We start from the raw sequence: 18,439 nt of genomic DNA, 5'->3' as shown, positions 1-18,439 counted from the left end.
ATGCCCCGTCCCGTGGCCCAGGGCGATCCCGCACACGGCCTGGTCCTTATCGAAACGGTCGGGTGCGCGGCCTGTCACAAGACGCCGGGCGTGGCCTGGCCCGAGGGGCGAACCGGCGGAGACCTGGCCGGCTTCGGCGCCCGCCCCCTGATCGCCGGGCGACTGCCGAACCAGCCCGATGTCCTGATCCGCTGGTTGATCGACGCGCCGTCGCTGGACCCCGGAACCGCCATGCCGCCCATGCCCCTGACGCAAGACCAAGCCCGCGATGTCGCGGCCTATCTGTATACGCTCGATGACGACTGACCCCACGCCCGGAACCGCCGGTTGGCCACCGCCCGTGCTAGACCCGGCCGGCCCCTTCGCCGGGCCGATCCAGACGGTGGCCTGGGTGCTGTTCGTCATGGCGGCGGTGGTGATGGTCGTGGTGCTGGTCGCGCTGGGCGTCGCCCTGTTCGGGCCGCGCAAGTGGAAGCGGCGGGTCGGGGGCGAGCGGCTGGTCTGGATCGCCGGCCTGGTCTTTCCGGTCGTCGTGCTGACGGGCCTGCTGATCTATGGCCTGACCACGACGGCGCGGGTGGCGGATGCGCCCAGACCCGGCGAGATGCGGGTGCGTGTGACCGGCGAAATGTGGTGGTGGCGGGTCGCCTATCTGGACGACCAGGGCCGCGAGATCATCCAAGACGCCAACGAGGTTCATATTCCGGTGGGACAGCCGGTGGTGTTCGAACTGGAAAGCGCCGACGTGATCCACAGCTTCTGGGTCCCGCGTCTGGGCGGCAAGACCGACATGATCCCTGGCCGTCGGAACTTCATGCGGCTGCAAGCCGATCAGGCGGGGACCTATGGCGGTCAGTGCGCCGAATACTGCGGCGGGCCGCACGCCCTGATGGGGCTGGTGGTCGTGGCCCATGCGCCGCAGGACTACGCCGTCTGGCGCGAGAAACAGGCCCGTCCGGTCGCCGCCGTGGCGTCGCCCCATGCCCCGATGGCCTTGATCGATCAGGGCCGAAACGTCTTCGCCGCCTCGGGCTGCGCCGCCTGCCACACCATTCGCGGGACCGAGGCGAACGGCCTGGCGGGGCCTGATCTGACACATGTCGGATCGCGTCAGACGTTAGGCGCGGGCATACTGCCCAATAATCAGGGAACCATGGCCGGCTGGATTTCCGACAGCCAGAGCCTGAAGCCCGGCAATCGCATGCCCGCCTATCCCGTGCTGACGGGCCAGGATCTGCGCGCCGTCGCCGCCTATCTGGACAGTCTGAAATGAGTTCGGAAACCGGCTTCGATCCCGAACTCTACAAACGCTTCCCCACCGCCGAGCCCAGGCCCGAAGGCGAGCTGGAACAGCTCGAAGAGGTCTGGTGCGGCCCACGTCGTCCGTGGGAGTGGATCACGGCGATCAACAACAACTTCATCGGCATCTACTACGTCGGCGCGGCCATGCTGTTCTTCGTGCTGGCGGGGGTGCTCGCCCTGCTGATGCGGACCCAGCTGGCCCTGCCGATGACGGGCTTCCTGGCGCAGGAAACCTACAACCAGATCTTCACCATGCACGGCACGGTGATGATGTTCCTGTTCGCCGTGCCGGCGGTCGAGGCGCTGGGCGTGGCCCTGCTGCCGCAGATGCTCGGCGCGCGCGATCTGCCGTTTCCGCGCCTAAGCGCCTACGCCTTCTGGGCCTATCTGATCGGCGGGCTGGCCTTCTTCTGTTCGCTGTTCTTCGGCCTGGCGCCCAACGGCGGCTGGTTCATGTATCCGCCGCTGACCAGCATGACCTATTCGCCAGGCATCAACGCCGACTTCTGGCTGCTGGGCATCGGCTTCATCGAGATTTCGGCCATCGCCGGCGCCATTGAGATCATCGTCGGGGTGCTGAAGACCCGCGCGCCGGGCATGACGCTGGACAAGCTGCCGATCTTCGCCTGGGCCATGCTGATCTTCGCCTGCATGATCATCATCGCCTTCCCGTCGATCATCCTGTCGACCCTGCTGCTGGAGTTGGAACGCGCCCTGGGCTGGCCCTTCTTCGATGCGGCCAAGGGCGGCGACCCCATGCTGTGGCAGCACCTTTTCTGGTTCTTCGGCCACCCGGAGGTCTACATCATCTTTCTGCCGGCGGCGGGGGCGATGTCGACGATTATTCCCGCCGTCGCCCAGACGAAACTGGTCGGCTACCGGTTGGTGGTTCTGGCCATGCTGGCGACCGGCTTCATCAGCTTCGGCGTCTGGGCGCACCACATGTTCACCACGGGCATGCCGCAGATTTCCATCAACTATTTCAGCGCCGCCTCCATGGCCGTCAGCGTGCCGGCGGGGGTGCAGGTCTTCGCTTGGATCGCCACCCTGGCGGCGGGCAGGATGCGGTTCAACACGCCCGGCCTGTTCGCGGTCGGGGGGCTGGTGATTTTCGTCATGGGCGGACTGACTGGGGTCATGGTCGCCATGGTGCCGTTCGACTGGCAGGCCCACGACAGCTATTTCATTGTCGCCCATCTGCACTACGTCCTGATCGGCGGCATGGTTTTCCCGCTGTTCGCGGCCATCTACTACTGGACCCCGATGTCCAGTCGCCGGCCGCTCAGCGAGCGGTGGGGCAAGTGGATCTTCTGGCTGATGTTCGTCGGCCACAACGTCACCTTCATGCCCATGCACCTGACCGGGCTGATGGGCATGCCGCGCCGGGTCTACACCTATCTGCCGGACCGGGGCTGGGAGCTGCCCAACATGATCTCGACCATCGGCTCCTTCATGTTCGGGCTGGCCGTGCTGCTGTGGGTCATCGACATGATCCGCAACTTCCGTCCGTTCGGAAAGAAGGAGGCGGGCAATGTCTTCGACGGACCGGGGCTGGAGTGGCTGCCCTCGGGGCTGTATTCGCTGCGCTCCATTCCGGTGATCAAATCCCTCTATCCCGGCTGGGATCAGAAGACCCTGGCGCGCGACGTCGTGGCCGGCCGCTATTTCTTGCCGGGCGCCCCGCGTGGCGAACGCGAGACCATCGTCACCAGCCCCCTGAACGCCGAACCGCAGTATCTGCTGCGGATGCCGCGCCCCTCCAGCTGGTATGTCTGGGCGGCCGTGTTTACGGCCGGCTTCTTCCTGATCCTGACCATCCAGGCCTATCTGGCGTCGGTGATCAGCGGCCTGCTGGCGCTGTACTGCATTCTGAAATGGTGCTGGCGGCTGGATCTGCCGAACGCCGAGACCACGATCGACATCGGCGGTGGCGTGCGCGTGCCTACCTATGTTTCCGGCCCTCGCAGCCACGGCTGGTGGGCCATGGTCATCACCCTGATCGTGGCGGGCATGGTCGCCGTCATGGCGGGCTTCTCCTACATCTTCCTGTGGAGCCGACGTCCCGACCTGTGGCAGGCGCCGCCCGAGATGATGTCGCTGTTCCTGGTGGTCGCCCTGATGGCGGCGGCGGGGCTTTTGGCCTGGCTGTCGGTCAAGGCCCTGGCCTTTAATCGGCCCCGCAGTGGGATGATCGCCGCCGGCTTGATGCTGTCGGCCAGCCTGGCGATCTTGGCCGGTTGGGGCGTCGATTTCACCGCCTGGTGGGACACGGGCTTGCGGCCCGACGTCAACAGCCAGGGGGCGACCGTCTTCGCCCTGCTGGCTTGGCAGGGTATGTTCGCCGGCATCTGCGGCCTGATGGGGCTGTTCGCCTTGGCGCGTTGGAGTTCTGGTTTGCTGTCGCCCCAGCGGCCGTCCACCTATCAGTTGATCGCCCTGTTCATCGGCTTCTCGGCGGCCCAGGGCGTCTACGCCGCCGTCCTGACCCACCTGTTCCCGGGAGGCTGACATCAGGCGCTGGCTGATCCTGACGGGCGGACTGCTGATCTGGGCGACCCAGTTCATGGGCGTCTATCTGATCACCTCCATGGCGGACGTCGCGGCAACGGCCGACGACCCCGCCTGGGTGCTGGCGGGGATCGTCTTCAGCCTGACCTGCCTGGCGGGCGTGGTGGGACTGGGTCTACTTGTGACGACGATGCTGCGCCGCCACCCCGCAGACGCGCGCGAGCGGTTCGAGCTTCACGTCGCCCTCGGCGCCTGCGTCATCGCCGGCATCGGCGTCGGCTTCCAGACCCTGCCGCTGATCGTGCGATAGGGCGTCCCCGGGGTTAGGCGGACCGCCCCGGATGCTGGACCTCGTGGTTGTACTGGGCGGCGCCGGAGGCGGGGACCTGCTCGTCGGTACGGTCGCCGATCTGGGGCCATTGCGCGGAAATCTGGTCCGCGGCGTCCGCGGCGGGGCCGATGTAGATGCCCTGGGTCATGGTGATGTGGGCTTGTTCGAAGGCGCCGGCGCCGGCGAGAAGGACGACGCGGGTCGGTGCGGTCTCGGCGGCCAGGGCGACGACGCCGGGGCTGACCAGATCGGATGACAGGCCCTTCAGATCTTCCGCGGAATAGAGGCCTTCCGTCATCTGGGTGGCGGCGCTGGGCGCCAGGCAGTTTACCCGGATGCCGTTGCGTTCGCCTTCGAGCGCCAGGGTTTGCATCAGCCCGACCAGCGCCATCTTGGCGGCGGAATAGTTCGACTGGCCGAAGTTGCCATAAAGGCCGGACGACGAGGTCGTGAAGATGATGCGGCCGTAGTTTTTCTCGCGCATATGCGGCCAGGCGGCCTTGGCGACGTTGACGGAACCCATCAGGTGGACGTCGATCACGGCGGCGAAGTCGTCCAGCTCCATCTTGGCGAAGGTCCGGTCGCGCAGGATGCCGGCATTGGCGACCAGGATGTCGATGGATCCCCAACGTTCGACCGCGCCATCGACCATGGCGGCGACGGCCTGACGATCCGTCACGCTGCAGGTCCAGGGCAGGGCCTCGCCGCCGGCGTCCTTGATCTCCTCGGCGACGGCATCAGCGCCGGCGGGCGACATGTCGTTGACCACGACCTTGGCGCCGTAGCGGGCCAGGGCCAGGGCATGGGTGCGGCCCAGACCGCCGCCGGCCCCCGTTACGATGGCGACGCGGCCGGATAGATCGATGGTCATGAGACTTCCTCCAGAGGCACAGGTCGCCGGACGCGCGCCGACGTTTCCTCATCCTGGCGCGACATTGGCCAAAAGGTCAATATTCACTCGGCGACTAGTGAAGTTGACTCCGCGTGCAATCGGTGTGACCTTGCTGCGATGGCGACGAAGAGCGCCGAGGAAACATCGAGGGAGGACTGACCATGGGCCGCAAGCTCTGGATATCGACATCCGCAGCCGTGTTGTTGTGGGCCGGCGCCGCGCAGGCCCAGCAGGCCGACGATCGGCAGACGGACGCGAACACCGACGGCGCAACGGTGTTGGGCGAGGTGGTCGTGACCGCCGAACGCCGCACCAGCAATCTGCAGACGACGGCCGTCGCGGCCACAGTGCTGAGCGGCCAGGATCTGGAGAACAAGGGCGTCACCTCGCTGGACCAGCTCCAGTTCGCCGCCCCCGCCGTCACGGTCCAGAACTTCGGCCAGGGCAACTTCTTCAACGTGCGCGGCATCGGCAAGTCCGAGGCGACGACGGCGGTCGGCGTGGGCGTCATCACCTACCGCGACGGCGTCGCGGCCTTCCCCGGCTATTTCCAGACCGAGCCCTATTACGACATCGCCAGCCTCGAAATCCTGCGCGGGCCGCAAGGCACGTTCGCCGGCGCGAATGCGACCGGGGGCGCGGTCTTCATTACCGCCGCCAATCCGAACTTCAGCGGCATCAACGGCTATGTGTCCGCCCAGGCCGGCAACTATGACGACATCCGGCTTCAGGGCGCGATCAATCTGCCGCTGAGCGAGACCCTGGCGGCGCGCCTGGCCTTCAACCATGAGACCCGCGACAGCTTCTGGGACATCACCGGCCCCTATGAGGGCACGCCCGGCGACATCGATTCCAACAGCGTGCGCGCGAGCCTGCTGTGGACGCCCAGCGACGCGCTGCGGGTGCTGTTCAAGACCGATTACAACAACATCGACATGGGTGGCTATCCGGCCGATCCGGCCCTGTCGTCCAACGATCCGTTCGAGATCACCAGCAACGGTCCGAACGAGGCGCACGACGAGTTCGTCCGCTCTTCGTTGAACGTCAGCTATGTGTTCGATAACGGCCTGACCGTGCGGTCGATCACCGGCTATCAGAACGGCACGGCCAAGTTCGCCACCGATCTGGACGGCACGAGCCTGTTGAACAACACCTTCTACGACACGGTGGAGGAACAGGTCTGGTCGCAGGAGTTCAACCTGATCTCGCCGGACGACCAGCGGCTGACCTGGCTCTTGGGCCTCTACTACCAATATGATCGCGTCGAGTTCCCGGCCGGACCGTATCCGACGGCGGACTACCACATCGGCTTCCCCGAGAACGTGCTGGACATCTACCTGTGGGGCGTCACGCCCAAGGAGACGACGGCGATCTTCGGTCAGGCCAGTTACGACATCAGCGACCGGCTGCAGCTGCAGGTGGGGGCGCGCTACGCCCGCTCGACCTCGACCAATGACGATGTCCACACGACCTATCCGCAGTTCGGCATCGACCTGTTGCAGAACGCCGAGATCGAGGACGACAAGGTGACCGGCAAGGTCACGCTGAACTGGAAGCTGAACGACGACAACTTCGTCTACGGCTTCGTGGCGACGGGTCACAAGATGGGCGGGCTGAACACCGCCAACCTGTATCGCCCTGCGCGCAGCTTCGAGCCCGAGGACCTGACCGACATCGAGGCCGGCTGGAAATCGACCATGCTGGGCGGGCGTCTGCGCACCCAGCTGGGCGCCTACTACACCATCTACAAGGACTTCCAGGTCAACATCGGTGATCCGGAATATCCCCAGATCACCTCGATCATGAACGTGGGCGGCGACACCATTCTGGCCGGCGTCGAGGGTTCAGCCCAGGCGGTCTTCGGCCCGCTGTCGCTGGACGTGGCGGCCTCGGTCTCCAGCTCGGAACTGGGCGACTTCTTCGCCGCCGATCCGCGCCTGGGACGCACCGGTCTGTGCGACGCCGATGCCGGTCCATCCAGCGCCAACTGCCGCGACCTGAGCGGCAACCGCCAGAGCTATGCGCCGGAGTTCACCTTCCATATCGGGGCGCAGTACGCCTTCGATCTGGGCGGCGGCGCGACCCTGACGCCGCGTGTGGACTACGCCCATATCGGCGAGGCCTATACGACCATCTTCAACAACGCGGCGCTGGGCGATCAGCTCGAAGAGCGCAACATCGTCAACGCCCTGATCACCTACGCCAAGGGCGACTGGAAGCTGGCCGCCTATTCCACCAACCTGACGGACCAGACCTATATCGCCGCCATCAACTCGGGCCTGCGCTACGCCGGCCCGCCCCGGCAGTACGGCCTGAACCTGACCCGCACCTTCTAGTCTGCAGGCGAGGACGGCGCCTGTCGTCGTCTTTGCCGCCCCTGTCGCCTGGACCATCCCGCCGCATGTCGTTTTCCGCCTTCAGTCCCATGCAAGACTACGCCCTGACGGTGGATCGCTTTCTCGATCACGGCGCGAAATGGCATGGGACCCAGACGGTGGCGACGGCCGGCGGAGCGGAGGACGCAGTGGTCGGCTACGCCGATCTGCGGGATCGGGCGAACCGGCTGTCGGGCGCGCTTCTGGATCTGGGCCTCGCGCCCGGCGAGCGGATCGCGACCCTGGCCTGGAACACCCAGCACCATCTTGAGGTCTGGTATGGCGCCATGGGCGTCGGCCTGGTCTGCCACACCCTGAACCCCCGTCTGACGGTGGCGCACCTGTCGGCCATGATCACCCAGGCCGAGGATCGGGTTCTGGTCGTTGGCGCCGGTCTGACGGCCATGGCCGAGCAACTGGCGGCCGCCTGTCCGTGTCTGGAACGCCTGATCCTGCTGGATGGAGATCAGCCCGCACACGACGCCGCTCTGCCGAGCGACGACCTGGAGACCCTGTTGTCCAGCCAAGGCCGTGCGACGGACTGGGGCCGTTTCGACGAGCGGGAGCTGGCGGGGCTTTGCTTCACCTCGGGGACGACGGGGGCGCCCAAGGGCGTCGCCTACACCCACCGGTCCAACTATCTGCACACCATTCGCTCGCTGCAGGCGGACGCCATGGCGCTGACCTCGGACGACCGGGTCCTCGTCGCCGTGCCCATGTTCCACGCCAACGCCTGGGGCCTGCCCTTCGCCGCGCCTGCCGTCGGCGCCGGCCTCATCCTGCCCGGTCGCGTGACCGAGGGCCGGGAACTGGCGCGGCTGATCAACCGACATCAAGCCACCGTCGCCGTCGGCGTGCCCACCGTCTGGCTGGGCCTGCTGGACCACCTCGACGCGGCGGGCGAGGACACGCCCAGCCTGGAGCGGGTCATCATCGGCGGCTCCAGCTGCCCCGACGCCCTGCTGCGGCGGATGGAGAGCCGCCTCGGCGCCACGGTACAGACCAGCTGGGGCATGACGGAGCTGTCGCCGCAAGGGACCATTTCGCCCCGCAGCGACCGCCCCGGTGCGGCCAAGGCGTCGGGACGACCGCCGATGGGGCTGGACCTGCTGCTGACGGACGAGGCCGGCGCCCCCCTGCCGGAGCAGCGCAACGCCGTGGGGCGGCTGAAGGTGCGCGGGCACAGCGTCACCCGCCGCTATTTCGGCGCGGAGGTCGATGCGGTCGACGCCGACGGCTGGTTCGATACGGGCGATCTCGCCGTGCTGGACGACGAAGGCAATCTGACGCTGGCCGGTCGGTCCAAGGACCTGATCAAGTCGGGCGGCGAATGGATCAACCCGGTCGAGATCGAGGACATCGTCGGCGCCCTTCCGGCGGTCGGCCTGGTCGCGGTGATCGGCCGCGCGGATCCGAAATGGGGCGAGCGGCCGCTGATGGTCATCGAACCCGCCCTGGGGTCAGCCATCGACGACGGCGATCTGAAGGCCAGTCTGAAAGGCCGGGTCGCGGACTGGTGGATCCCCGACCGCATCGTTCGCGTCGAAACCATGCCGCTGGCGGCGACGGGAAAGATCAACAAGACGCAGCTTCGCGCCACCTACGGAGGCGCATAGGATGAGCGCCGTTTCCGTTGTGGAGTCGGCGCGTCGATTTGGGTGCGCGCCGAACCGTCTCGAGGTTCTGGTCATGTCGAAATCGCCCCGCAAGCCGCGCAGCAAGGCCGAGCAACGCGCCGAAACCCTGGAGCAGTTGCTCGACGCGGCCGAGGCGCTGTTTTCCCAGCACGGATTTTCAGCCGTCACCATCAAGGACATCGCCGACCGCGTCGGGGTCCACAAGTCGCTGGTCCACTACTATTTCACCGACAAGCAGGAGGTGTTCGACAAGGTGATGGCGCGCCGCGCGCCGGTCACCAGCGGTCGACGCATGAAGGCCCTGGACGCCTATGAGCGGTCGGTCGACGGCAAGCCCACGGTCGAGGGCGCGCTGAGGGCCTTCCTCGACACCGACCTTGACACCTATTCGACGGGCGGGGAGGGGTGGCGCAATTTCGGCGCGCTCAGCGCCCAGATCAACAACACCCCGGCCTGGGGCGCCGAAATCATGGATCGGCTTTATGATCCGGTCGTGCTGCGCCTGATCGGTCTGCTGAAGAAGGCCATGCCCGACTGTTCGGACGAGGACGTCTTCTGGGGCTACCATTTCGTCACCGGCGCCCTGACGCTGACCCTGGCGCGGACGGGGCGGATCGACCGGCTGTCGGACGGCCTGTGCCGCTCGGACGACTTCGAGGCCATCAAGGCGCGCATGGCCGAGTTCATGGCTCACGGCTTCATCGGCATCTGCAAGAACCGCGCAGCGGCGCGCGCGGGACCGGGCGATGCCTGACGTCGGCGGCCTTCCCTTCGCCGACAGCCCCGAGGCCGTTGGTTTCGACGCGGGACGGCTGGCCCGGCTCGACGCCTATATGGCGGGCATGGTCGAGGCCGGTCATGTTGCGGGCGCCTCGACGCTGCTGATGCGGCATGGTCAGATCGTGGCCTTCGACACCTTCGGCAAGGCGGACCTCGACAGTCCTGACCCGCTGACGCGCGATGCGATCTTCCGCATATATTCCATGACCAAGCCGGTGACCGGCGTCGCCCTGATGATCCTGTTCGAGGAGGGCCGCTGGAGTCTGGACGATCCGGTGACCCGCTTCCTACCCGAGCTGGCGAACCTGCGGGTATTCGACGGCGCCGAAGGCGATGGGACGCTGCGCACCACGGCCGCCGCCCGGTCGCCTACCATGCGCGAGCTGATGAGCCACACGGCCGGGTTTGGCTATGGCCTGTTCGACATCCATCCGGTCGAGCGCGCCTATCGCCAGGCAGGGGTTCTGGCCTCCGACAGTCTCGAAGAAATGGTCGCTCGCGTCGCCTCGCTGCCGCTGCTGTTCCAGCCGGGAAGCGAATGGTTCTATTCGGTCGCCACGGATCTGCAGGGGCTGATCGTCCAGAGGATTTCCGGCCAGTCGTTCGGCGACTTCCTGCAGTCGCGAATCTTCGGCCCGCTCGGCATGGTCGATACGGCGTTCCAGACGCGGGCGGACAACGCCCATCGCCTGGCGACCATGTATCTCGATGACGGCGCCGGGGGGCTGAAGCCTGCGACCGAGGCCTTCGACATGCCCATCAACGACTTCACCCGACCGCCGCGTTTCGAGGGCGGGGGTGGGGGACTGGTATCGACCGCCGGCGACTACGCCCGCTTCTGTCAGATGATCCTGAATCGCGGCGCGCTGGACGGGGTGCGCATCCTGTCGCCGGTCGCGGTCGCGCTTATGTCCACGAACGTCATTCCGGACGCGATTTTGGCCGTGACCAATCCCCTGCGGCTGCTGCCCTTCAACCCCGCCTTCGGCTTTGGATTGAACCTGTCCGTGGCCATGGACCCGCGCCGGATCGGCATGGTCGAGGGACGCGGAACCCTGAGCTGGGGCGGGGGCGGCGGCACCTGGTTCTGGATCGACCCCGAGAACGATCTGGTCTTCGTCGGCATGATCCAGCGGATGGCCGACCCCATCAGCAGTGAATTCCGGAACCGGGCGCGAACCCTTGTCTACCAGGCCCTGACCCACCCCGAAAAATAGACGGACCATCAGGTCCGCAGGAGGAAACGACCATGAGCCACTCCGAAGCGACCGTTCCCGATGGCGCGATCGAAGCCCCGCCCGCCGGCCAGTCGGTCGGAGGCCGCGCCTGGGTCGCGCTGGGCGCCCTGTGGTTCATCTATGTGCTGAACTTCCTCGACCGGCAGCTGCTGTCGATCCTGGCCAAGCCCATTCAGGACAGCCTGCAGATCACCGACAGCCAGCTGGGCCTGCTGGGCGGTCTGTATTTCGCGATGTTCTACTGTTTCATCGCCATTCCCGTGGGCTGGCTGGCCGACCGGACCAATCGGGTGCGGGTCCTGGCGATCGCCTGCGGTATCTGGAGCGCGGCGACCGTGGCGTGCGGCCTGTCGCGGACCTACACCCAGCTGGCGGTGGCGCGCATGACGGTGGGCTTCGGTGAAGCCGGCGGGGTGCCGCCGTCCTACGCCATCATCGCCGACTATTTTCCGCCCCATCGTCGCGGCATGGCGCTGGGCCTCTACAATCTGGGGCCGCCCATCGGCGCGGCGCTCGGCATCGCCTTCGGGGCCTCGATCGCTGCGGCCTTCAGCTGGCGTGACGCCTTCCTGGTGGTAGGCGCTGTCGGCATCGTGGCGGCCATCGCCGTCGTCTTCGTCGTGCGCGAGCCGCGTCGCGGCGGACTGGACGGGGTCGCCGTGGGCGCAGTCCAGGCGCGCGCGGGTTTCCTGGAAACGCTGAAGATGTTCTTCACCAGCCCGGCGTTGTTGCTCGCCTCGTTCGGCAGCGGGGCCACCCAGTTCATCACCTACGGCCTGGGCAACTTCGCCACCCTGTTCCTGATGCGTGAAAAGGGCATGGCCCTGGGCGATGTGGCGATCTGGTACGCTCTTGTCGTCGGCATCGGCATGAGCGCGGGCATCTTCTGCTCGGGCTGGGCCATCGATCGGTTCACCCGCGTCTCCAAACAGGCCTACGGCCTGGTGCCCGCCATCTCCCTGATCCTGGCCATTCCCTTCTATTGCGCCTTCGTCTGGGCCCCGACCTGGCCTCTGGCGCTGGTGTTCCTGACCGGTCCGACCTTCCTGAACTACTTCTATCTGTCCTCCTCCGTGGCCCTGGTGCAAGCCGAGGTCCGTCCGAACCAGCGGGTGATGTCGGGCGCCTTGCTGCTGTTGGTGATGAACTTCATCGGCCTGGGGCTCGGCCCCACCTATGTCGGCGCGGCCAGCGACTTCTTCCGCGCCACCCATCCGGACAATTCGCTTCAGATGGCGTTGTACACCCTGGTGCCCTTCTACCTTCTCGCCATCGGCCTCTTCTTCTGGCTGGCCCGCGTGCTGGGCCGCAGAACGCAGCAAACTGGAGCCAGCCAATGATCCGCGCCTTCAACCGCCTCGCCGGCCTGGCCCTCGTCGCCGCATCGCTCTGCGGCGCGACCGGTGCGCAGGCGACCGTCCCGGTCGAGGCCGACGCCGCCGTGCACGCGCCGGCCGGCGATCTCCGGGGATGGATCGAAGAGGGCGTGCGCGCCTTCAAAGGGGTGCCCTATGCCGTTCCGCCGGTCGGGCAGGGGCGGTGGAGACCGCCGGTGGCGGCGCCCCACTGGGCGGGCGTCCGCGACGCCGGGGCTTTCGGTCCAGCCTGCGTTCAGCCCACGCCGCGCATGGCCACGATCTATTCGACCGATCTGGGGCGGACCAGCGAGGACTGCCTGACGCTCAACATTTGGGGCGCCCCGAACGCGGACAAGGCGCCGGTGATCGTCTGGATCCACGGCGGGGCGCTGGTGGCGGGCTCCAGCCGAGAGCCCCTCTATGACGGCGCCCGTCTGGCGTCCGAGGGCGTGGTGGTGGTCTCGATCAACTACCGCCTCGGCGTCCTGGGCTATCTGGCGCATCCCGCCCTGAGCGCGGAATCGCCCGACGGCATATCCGGCAACTACGGCCTGCTGGACCAGATCGAGGCCCTGCGGTGGGTTCAGCGCAACATCGCGGCCTTCGGCGGCGACCCCGCCAACGTCACCATCGCCGGAGAATCCGCGGGGGGCCTCAGCGTCATGTATCTGATGGCTTCCCCGCCGGCGCGGGGCTTGTTCGCCAAGGCCATCGCCCAGAGCGCCTATATGATCTCCACCCCCGAGCTGAAGGCGGCCAAATACGGCGCGCCCGCGGCCGACGGCGCCGGTACCCGACTGGCGCGCGCGCTCCAGGCGCCGAGCCCCAGGGTGTTGCGGGCGATGGACGCCCAGACCCTGACCGATTCCGCTGCCGTCGCCGGGTTCTCGCCCTTCGGCGCCGTGGACGGCAAGGTTCTGCCGGGTCAACTCGTCGACATCTTCGATCGCGGCGAACAGGCCCCCGTTCCCATTCTGGCCGGGTTCAACAGCGGCGAGATCCGCTCGCTGAAGATCCTGGCGCCGCCCACGCCGGCCAGCCCCGCCGCGTATGAACAGACCATTCGCGAGCGCTACGGCGATCTGGCGGATGAATTCCTCCGCCTCTATCCGTCATCAGACATGGCCGAGAGCATCCTGGCGACGACGCGGGACGCCCTCTACGGCTGGACCTCCGAACGGCTCGTGCGCGCTCAGACGGCTCAGGGACAGCAGTCCTTCCTCTACTATTTCGACCATGGCTATCCGGCCGCTGACGCCGCAGGCCTGCACGCCTTCCACGCCAGCGAACTGCCCTTCATGTTCGGCGCCCGCGACCGCACGCCGCCTCTGTGGCCCAAGATCCCGGACACGGCCGAAGAGGCGGCGCTTTCCGACGCCATGATCGACTATTGGACCAGCTTCGCCCGCTCTGGCGCGCCGCAAGCCACCGCCGGCGTGCCTTGGGCGCCCTATGGCGTATCGAAGGCCTATTTGACCCTTGAAGCTACGCCGCGCGCCGCAGCGGACCTCTTGCCCGGCATGTATGCGTTGCACGAACAGACGATGTGCCGCCGCCGCGCGGCCGGCCAGGCGCCCTGGAACTGGAACGTCGGCCTCGCGTCGCCCGTCCTGCCTGCAAGGACGCAGGGCTGCGACTGAGGCCGATCCCTCCCGCCTGGCGGGAGGGAAAGCGCTGGACCGCATGGGGCAAATGCGCGATCCGGAGGCATGGGGTCTGTCGCGCGGTCGTTTCGGATCCATTTCGCCCTGTGGCTGGGGCTGGCGGTGCTGATTGTCGTGGCGGCCGCGACACCGGCCCGCGCCGGCTTGCCGCTCAGGCTCGCGGCGGGGTGGGACGCGGGCGTTGTGGTGTTTTTGGTCATCACCCTTGTGCACATCGCCCGGGCGCGGTCGCAGCAGGACATACGTCGGCGGGCCGCAGAGCTGGACCAGGCGGGGGCGCTGGTCTTGCCGCTCAGTATGGCGGCCGCGATCGCCAGTATTCTGGTCATCGTTATGGCCACGCTGAACGGGACACAATCTTCCTTGGGACAGGCGGCGTTTTCGATCGCCACCGTCGGCCTGTCCTGGCTGTATGTGCAGGTGATCTTCGCTCTTCACTATGCGCACGGCTTCTATGCGCCGCGTGAAGACGGAGGGGGCGACCGTGGCGGGCTGATCTTTCCGGGCGAGGATTACGCCACCTACTGGGACTTCCTGCACTTCGGCCTGGTCATCGGCGTGGCGAACCAGACAGCAGACATCCAGATATCCAGCCGCAGGCTGCGACGAGTGGCGACCATCCACTCTCTGGTTGCCTGGTTCTTCAACGCCGTCATCCTGGCGCTGACGGTCAATCTGGCGGCGACGCTGTTCTGAGGCGTCGCCGCCGTCTCGATTACAGATCGACGGGTCGGCCGGATTCTTCTTCTTCCAGCGTCACGGCGACATCGGCATTGGCCGACAGGCGCACCTTGTCGCCCTCGACCCCGGCGACGAAGCCGTTCTCGATATAGTGGTGGTGCCCTGCGTGGGCGCCGGAGCTTTCGCGCCGCGTCAACTTGATACGGTCGCTCTCGACCCGGTCCACGACGCCGACGTGGACGCCGTCCGCGCCGATGACTTCCATGCCTTCCTTGATCTCGCTCATCGCCGTCTCTCCTCGTTGAACATGATGTCGAGGGATGAGCGCGGGCCAGCGGGGATCAGTTCCCGGATATGGTCAAGTTATGTGGGAGAGGTGGCCAGTCTCCCTCTTCCCCGGTCGAACCGGTGAAAGAGGGAGGCTGATGGTGGAGCTTAGCGGAGTCGAACCGCTGACCTCTTGCATGCCATGCAAGCGCTCTACCAACTGAGCTAAAGCCCCGGACCTGTCGGTCTGGATCGCCCGGTTCATCTTGCGATGGCCCCCGGCGAGGCGGCGGAAACTAGGTCAGGCCTTTTCTGCGATCAAGCCCGTTTCGAGATTTATTTTCGCCCCGCTTCCAGAGGCGAAAACCTGCAACCATTTCAACCACAAGCGGGAAGAAATTACGGCTGCCCGCCGCGCTTCACATAGAGCGAAACGCGGCGGGCGCAACCGAAATCAGTCGTCGTCGCGCGACGGCTTGGCGATCTCGTCGTCGATGGAGTCATCGTCGTCGTCCTCGATGAACGGCACGGAGTCGTCATCGTCGTCGCCCAGGTCGTCGTCGCCGTCGGTCGAACCCATGCCGGCTTCTTCCGAAGCGTCGGCGGGCGCGTCTTCGTCTTCGTCGTCCGGCGTCAGGATGGGCTCATGGCCTTCCTCGTCGATCTCAGGCGTCTTGACGTCTTCTTCCTCGTCCTCGTCGCCGTCGACCTTCTTGTCCTTGACCTGGTCTTCGGCTTCGTCGTCGGCCGGATAGCCGGGGCGAGCGCGGCGGCTGCGCAGCTTCAGCGCTTCTTCCGGATCGAAGTCCGTGCCGCATTTGGGGCAGTGGGCGGGGCGACGGTTCAGGTCGTAGAATTTCGCCTGGCAGTTGGGGCAGACCTGCTTGGCGCCCAGTTCGGGATTGGCCACGTGAGGACACTTTCAACGGGTTGAATTCGGGGCGGTCCCTTGCCACCCCTTTGACCCGCTGTCAAAAGCCATCTTTCGCGCCGCCCGCGCGCGCCCTCGTTCCCTACAGCCTGAAGCGGGTGATGATGCCGTCCCAACTGACCGCCAGACGATCTTCCGCCCTTGCTGGGACCGTGCGCGCGCCCGGCGATAAATCCATGTCGCACCGGTCCATGATCCTGGGTGGAATGGCGTCGGGCGTGACCGAGGTCGAAGGTCTGCTGGAAGGCGACGACGTGCTGGCCACCGGCCGCGCGGTCGAGGCCTTCGGCGCCAAGGTCGAACGGACCGGCGACGGCAAATGGCGGATCGAGGGCGCGGGCGGCTTCAGGACGCCGCTGTCGGTGATCGACTGCGGCAACGCGGGAACTGGGGTTCGCCTGCTGATGGGGGCAGCCGCGGGCTATGCTCTGACGGCGACCTTCGACGGCGACGTTTCGCTGAGGAAGCGGCCGATGAAACGGGTGACCGGGCCGCTGGCCGACATGGGCGCGGCGTTCGATTGGCAGGCGGCCGAGGATCGGCTGCCGGTGACGCTGATGGGCGGAACGCTGAAGGCCGTCGACTATGTGCAGACCGTAGCCTCGGCCCAGGTGAAGTCGGCCATTCTGCTGGCCGGCCTGAACGCCGAGGGCGTCACCTCGGTGGTCGAGCCGGAAAAGAGTCGCGACCATACCGAGCGGATGCTGCGGGCCTTCGGCGCCGAGGTCGGCGTGAAAGACTTGGATGCTTCTGGGGGCGAGGGCTGGAAGGTGACGCTTAAGGGCGGTCAGCCGCTGACCGGAACCTTCGTCGCCGTACCGGGCGATCCGTCCTCGGCGGCCTTTCCCCTGGCGGCGGGGCTGATCGTGCCGGGGTCGGAAGTCACGGTCGAGGGGGTGATGCTGAACCCGCTCCGCACCGGCCTGTTCGACACCTGGATCGAAATGGGCGCGGATCTGACGATTTCGAACCGGCGTGAGGCCGGTGGCGAGGATGTCGGCGACATCACCGCCCGGCATTCGGCGCTGAAGGGCGTGGTGGTGCCTGAGGCGCGCGCCGCCTCGATGATCGACGAATATCCGATCCTGGCGGCGACGGCGGCGTTCGCCGACGGCGTCACGGTCATGCGCGGCGTGGGCGAAATGCGGGTCAAGGAAAGCGACCGGATCTCGCTGATGGTCGAGGGCCTGCGCGCCTGCGGCGTCCAGGTCGAGGAGGAGCCGGAGGGCTTCATCGTGACAGGGGGGTCAGTTCGCGGCGGCGCAACCGTCCACACCGCCCACGATCACCGCATCGCCATGAGCCATCTGGTCCTGGGCCTGGCCGCCGAACAGCCGGTCTCGGTCGACGAACCCGGCATGATCGCCACCAGCTTCCCCGGCTTCGTCGAGATGATGAACGGGCTGGGCGGGCGGATCGACTGATGTCGACGCACGACGTCTTCTATCGCGACGTCTTCTATCGCGGCGTCGCGGTCCTCGCGCTTCTGACCTGCCTGGGCGGGAGCGGCTGGACGGCCTGGACCGTGTGGCAGGGGATGATGACCGGCAGGGTCTCGGGCAAGCACGGCGCCGTCCATCTGAGGGCGGAGGGCGATTTCTTCTTTTATTCGACAGTGACGCTGAACGGCGTCGCCTGTCTTGTTTGGTTGGGCCTGGCGGCGTTCGCGGTCGTCGTTCTGGCGCGCTGGAACGACTGGACGTGAGCCGGTTGGCGGGTTTCAACTGAAGACCTGCGGCTGGATTGGTTCGGCGATCCTCGCTATCAGGTTCGCCCTCCCGTGCGTTCGGGACCAAGATTGAAAGCGCCACGCGCTGCGGAGACCTGCTTGACCCTGATCATCGCCGTCGACGGACCGGCCGCCTCTGGCAAGGGGACCATCGCCGCGCGCCTGGCCCAGACCTATGGACTGCCGCATCTGGACACGGGGCTGCTGTACCGGGCGGTGGGGGTGACGCTGCTGGAGGACGGCGGGTCGCTGGATGACGAGGCGGCGGCGGCCGAGGCGGCGAGGCGGCTGGATGCGTCGGCCCTGTCGGAAGACGAGCGTCTGACGACGGGCGAGGCAGGCGAGGCGGCCAGCCGCGTCGCCAGCCATCCGGGCGTGCGGGCGGCGTTGCTGGAACTGCAGCAGGCGTTCGCGGCCCAGGCGGGCGGGGCGGTGCTGGACGGGCGCGACATCGGCACGGTGATCGCGCCGGACGCCCAGGCCAAACTATTCGTCACCGCGACGCCGCAGGTCCGTGCGACCCGCCGCTGGAAGCAACTGACAGCGCGCGGATCGGACATCGCCTTCGAGGCCATGCTGGCCGATATTCAGCGTCGCGACGAACGCGATGCGGGGCGTGGCTCCGCTCCCATGGTCCAGGCCGACGACGCGGTCTTGCTGGATACGACCGACATGGGTATAGAGGCGGCCTTCGATGCGGCCCGCCGTATCGTCGAGGCGGCGCGCGCGAAACAGGGTCTCTGACC

Annotated in this window: 17 protein-coding genes and 1 tRNA gene; 14 read left to right on the top strand and 4 right to left on the bottom strand. The window is 67.0% G+C overall.

Annotation, left to right across the window (positions count from 1 at the left end; translation table 11 throughout):
• The 4 genes from ACODSC_RS11710 to ACODSC_RS11695 are packed head-to-tail and all read left to right on the top strand — an operon-like array spanning window position 1 to window position 4,120.
• Window positions 1–306 (top strand): c-type cytochrome, encoded by a 306-nt coding sequence (locus ACODSC_RS11710; protein WP_488814110.1) that lies wholly within the window; start codon window positions 1–3, stop codon window positions 304–306.
• On the top strand, window positions 296–1,273 hold the full coding sequence (gene coxB / locus ACODSC_RS11705; RefSeq protein WP_488814109.1) for a cytochrome c oxidase subunit II: 978 nt from the start codon (window positions 296–298) through the stop codon (window positions 1,271–1,273). Before ACODSC_RS11710 ends, coxB begins: the two co-directional genes overlap by 11 nt.
• The gene (gene ctaD / locus ACODSC_RS11700) at window positions 1,270–3,810 is read left to right on the top strand and encodes a cytochrome c oxidase subunit I (RefSeq protein ID WP_488814108.1); all 2,541 of its coding nucleotides are present in this window, start codon (window positions 1,270–1,272) and stop codon (window positions 3,808–3,810) included. Before coxB ends, ctaD begins: the two co-directional genes overlap by 4 nt.
• A 55-nt stretch (window positions 3,811–3,865) precedes the next feature.
• On the top strand, window positions 3,866–4,120 hold the full coding sequence (locus tag ACODSC_RS11695; RefSeq protein WP_488814107.1) for a hypothetical protein: 255 nt from the start codon (window positions 3,866–3,868) through the stop codon (window positions 4,118–4,120).
• 13 nt (window positions 4,121–4,133) lie between these two features.
• Here the strand turns inward: ACODSC_RS11695 and ACODSC_RS11690 are convergent, their stop codons facing one another.
• Complete coding sequence (locus tag ACODSC_RS11690; RefSeq protein WP_488814106.1) at window positions 4,134–5,012, bottom strand: SDR family NAD(P)-dependent oxidoreductase; 879 nt, start codon at window positions 5,010–5,012, stop codon at window positions 4,134–4,136.
• A gap of 182 nt (window positions 5,013–5,194) precedes the next feature.
• Between ACODSC_RS11690 and ACODSC_RS11685 the strand changes: the two genes are divergently transcribed.
• From ACODSC_RS11685 to ACODSC_RS11655, 7 genes are all read left to right on the top strand, one after another.
• Entirely contained in the window at window positions 5,195–7,369 is a 2,175-nt protein-coding gene (locus ACODSC_RS11685; protein ID WP_488814105.1) for a TonB-dependent receptor, read from the top strand.
• A 65-nt stretch (window positions 7,370–7,434) separates the two neighbouring features.
• Window positions 7,435–9,024, top strand: a complete 1,590-nt coding sequence (locus ACODSC_RS11680) for an AMP-binding protein (protein WP_488814104.1) — start codon at window positions 7,435–7,437, stop codon at window positions 9,022–9,024.
• 73 nt (window positions 9,025–9,097) lie between these two features.
• A complete protein-coding gene (locus ACODSC_RS11675) occupies window positions 9,098–9,799 on the top strand; it encodes a TetR/AcrR family transcriptional regulator (RefSeq protein ID WP_488814103.1) in 702 nt (233 codons plus the stop codon).
• Window positions 9,792–11,042: a serine hydrolase domain-containing protein gene (locus tag ACODSC_RS11670; protein WP_488814102.1), complete on the top strand. Its 1,251-nt coding sequence runs from the start codon at window positions 9,792–9,794 to the stop codon at window positions 11,040–11,042. Before ACODSC_RS11675 ends, ACODSC_RS11670 begins: the two co-directional genes overlap by 8 nt.
• A gap of 32 nt (window positions 11,043–11,074) precedes the next feature.
• Window positions 11,075–12,403, top strand: coding sequence for a spinster family MFS transporter (locus tag ACODSC_RS11665; protein WP_488814101.1), 1,329 nt, complete (start codon window positions 11,075–11,077; stop codon window positions 12,401–12,403).
• The gene (locus ACODSC_RS11660; protein ID WP_488814100.1) at window positions 12,400–14,061 is read left to right on the top strand and encodes a carboxylesterase/lipase family protein; all 1,662 of its coding nucleotides are present in this window, start codon (window positions 12,400–12,402) and stop codon (window positions 14,059–14,061) included. The genes ACODSC_RS11665 and ACODSC_RS11660 overlap by 4 nt, the downstream gene beginning before the upstream one ends.
• A 69-nt stretch (window positions 14,062–14,130) precedes the next feature.
• Window positions 14,131–14,781: a DUF1345 domain-containing protein gene (locus tag ACODSC_RS11655; RefSeq protein WP_488814099.1), complete on the top strand. Its 651-nt coding sequence runs from the start codon at window positions 14,131–14,133 to the stop codon at window positions 14,779–14,781.
• Window positions 14,782–14,800: 19 nt separating this feature from the next.
• Here the strand turns inward: ACODSC_RS11655 and ACODSC_RS11650 are convergent, their stop codons facing one another.
• The 3 genes from ACODSC_RS11650 to ACODSC_RS11640 all read right to left on the bottom strand — a co-directional run bounded on the left by ACODSC_RS11650 (window position 14,801) and on the right by ACODSC_RS11640 (window position 15,943).
• Entirely contained in the window at window positions 14,801–15,052 is a 252-nt protein-coding gene (locus ACODSC_RS11650; protein ID WP_488814097.1) for a DUF2171 domain-containing protein, read from the bottom strand.
• Window positions 15,053–15,192: 140 nt separating this feature from the next.
• Window positions 15,193–15,268, bottom strand: a tRNA-Ala gene (locus ACODSC_RS11645).
• A gap of 219 nt (window positions 15,269–15,487) precedes the next feature.
• Window positions 15,488–15,943 carry a TIGR02300 family protein gene (locus ACODSC_RS11640; RefSeq protein WP_488814096.1) on the bottom strand — a complete coding sequence of 152 codons (456 nt, stop codon included), beginning with the start codon at window positions 15,941–15,943 and terminating at the stop codon, window positions 15,488–15,490.
• Between the two features lie 122 nt (window positions 15,944–16,065).
• Between ACODSC_RS11640 and aroA the strand changes: the two genes are divergently transcribed.
• The 3 genes from aroA to cmk all read left to right on the top strand — a co-directional run bounded on the left by aroA (window position 16,066) and on the right by cmk (window position 18,437).
• Window positions 16,066–17,388, top strand: coding sequence for a 3-phosphoshikimate 1-carboxyvinyltransferase (gene aroA, locus ACODSC_RS11635; protein ID WP_488814094.1), 1,323 nt, complete (start codon window positions 16,066–16,068; stop codon window positions 17,386–17,388).
• Entirely contained in the window at window positions 17,388–17,669 is a 282-nt protein-coding gene (locus ACODSC_RS11630; RefSeq protein ID WP_488814093.1) for a hypothetical protein, read from the top strand. The genes aroA and ACODSC_RS11630 overlap by 1 nt, the downstream gene beginning before the upstream one ends.
• A 123-nt stretch (window positions 17,670–17,792) precedes the next feature.
• Window positions 17,793–18,437, top strand: coding sequence for a (d)CMP kinase (gene cmk, locus ACODSC_RS11625; protein ID WP_488814092.1), 645 nt, complete (start codon window positions 17,793–17,795; stop codon window positions 18,435–18,437).
• Window positions 18,438–18,439 lie beyond the last annotated feature (2 nt).

The organism is Brevundimonas sp. FG128, from assembly GCF_057809775.1.
Note: the sequence above shows the minus strand (reverse complement) of the source record. Positions and strands in the feature narration are given on the sequence as shown.

Bases quoted from the DNA above. Each gene is read 5' to 3' on its own strand.
- ACODSC_RS11675 (WP_488814103.1), top strand. From the start codon at position 9,098: ATGTCGAAATCGCCCCGCAAGCCGCGCAGCAAGGCCGAGCAACGCGCC.
- aroA (WP_488814094.1), top strand. From the start codon at position 16,066: ATGATGCCGTCCCAACTGACCGCCAGACGATCTTCCGCCCTTGCTGGG.
- ctaD (WP_488814108.1), top strand. From the start codon at position 1,270: ATGAGTTCGGAAACCGGCTTCGATCCCGAACTCTACAAACGCTTCCCC.
- ACODSC_RS11650 (WP_488814097.1), bottom strand. From the start codon at position 15,052: ATGAGCGAGATCAAGGAAGGCATGGAAGTCATCGGCGCGGACGGCGTC.
- ACODSC_RS11655 (WP_488814099.1), top strand. From the start codon at position 14,131: ATGGGGTCTGTCGCGCGGTCGTTTCGGATCCATTTCGCCCTGTGGCTG.
- ACODSC_RS11665 (WP_488814101.1), top strand. From the start codon at position 11,075: ATGAGCCACTCCGAAGCGACCGTTCCCGATGGCGCGATCGAAGCCCCG.
- ACODSC_RS11630 (WP_488814093.1), top strand. From the start codon at position 17,388: ATGTCGACGCACGACGTCTTCTATCGCGACGTCTTCTATCGCGGCGTC.
- ACODSC_RS11695 (WP_488814107.1), top strand. From the start codon at position 3,866: ATGGGCGTCTATCTGATCACCTCCATGGCGGACGTCGCGGCAACGGCC.
- ACODSC_RS11710 (WP_488814110.1), top strand. From the start codon at position 1: ATGCCCCGTCCCGTGGCCCAGGGCGATCCCGCACACGGCCTGGTCCTT.
- coxB (WP_488814109.1), top strand. From the start codon at position 296: ATGACGACTGACCCCACGCCCGGAACCGCCGGTTGGCCACCGCCCGTG.
- ACODSC_RS11680 (WP_488814104.1), top strand. From the start codon at position 7,435: ATGTCGTTTTCCGCCTTCAGTCCCATGCAAGACTACGCCCTGACGGTG.
- ACODSC_RS11690 (WP_488814106.1), bottom strand. From the start codon at position 5,012: ATGACCATCGATCTATCCGGCCGCGTCGCCATCGTAACGGGGGCCGGC.
- ACODSC_RS11685 (WP_488814105.1), top strand. From the start codon at position 5,195: ATGGGCCGCAAGCTCTGGATATCGACATCCGCAGCCGTGTTGTTGTGG.
- ACODSC_RS11660 (WP_488814100.1), top strand. From the start codon at position 12,400: ATGATCCGCGCCTTCAACCGCCTCGCCGGCCTGGCCCTCGTCGCCGCA.
- ACODSC_RS11670 (WP_488814102.1), top strand. From the start codon at position 9,792: ATGCCTGACGTCGGCGGCCTTCCCTTCGCCGACAGCCCCGAGGCCGTT.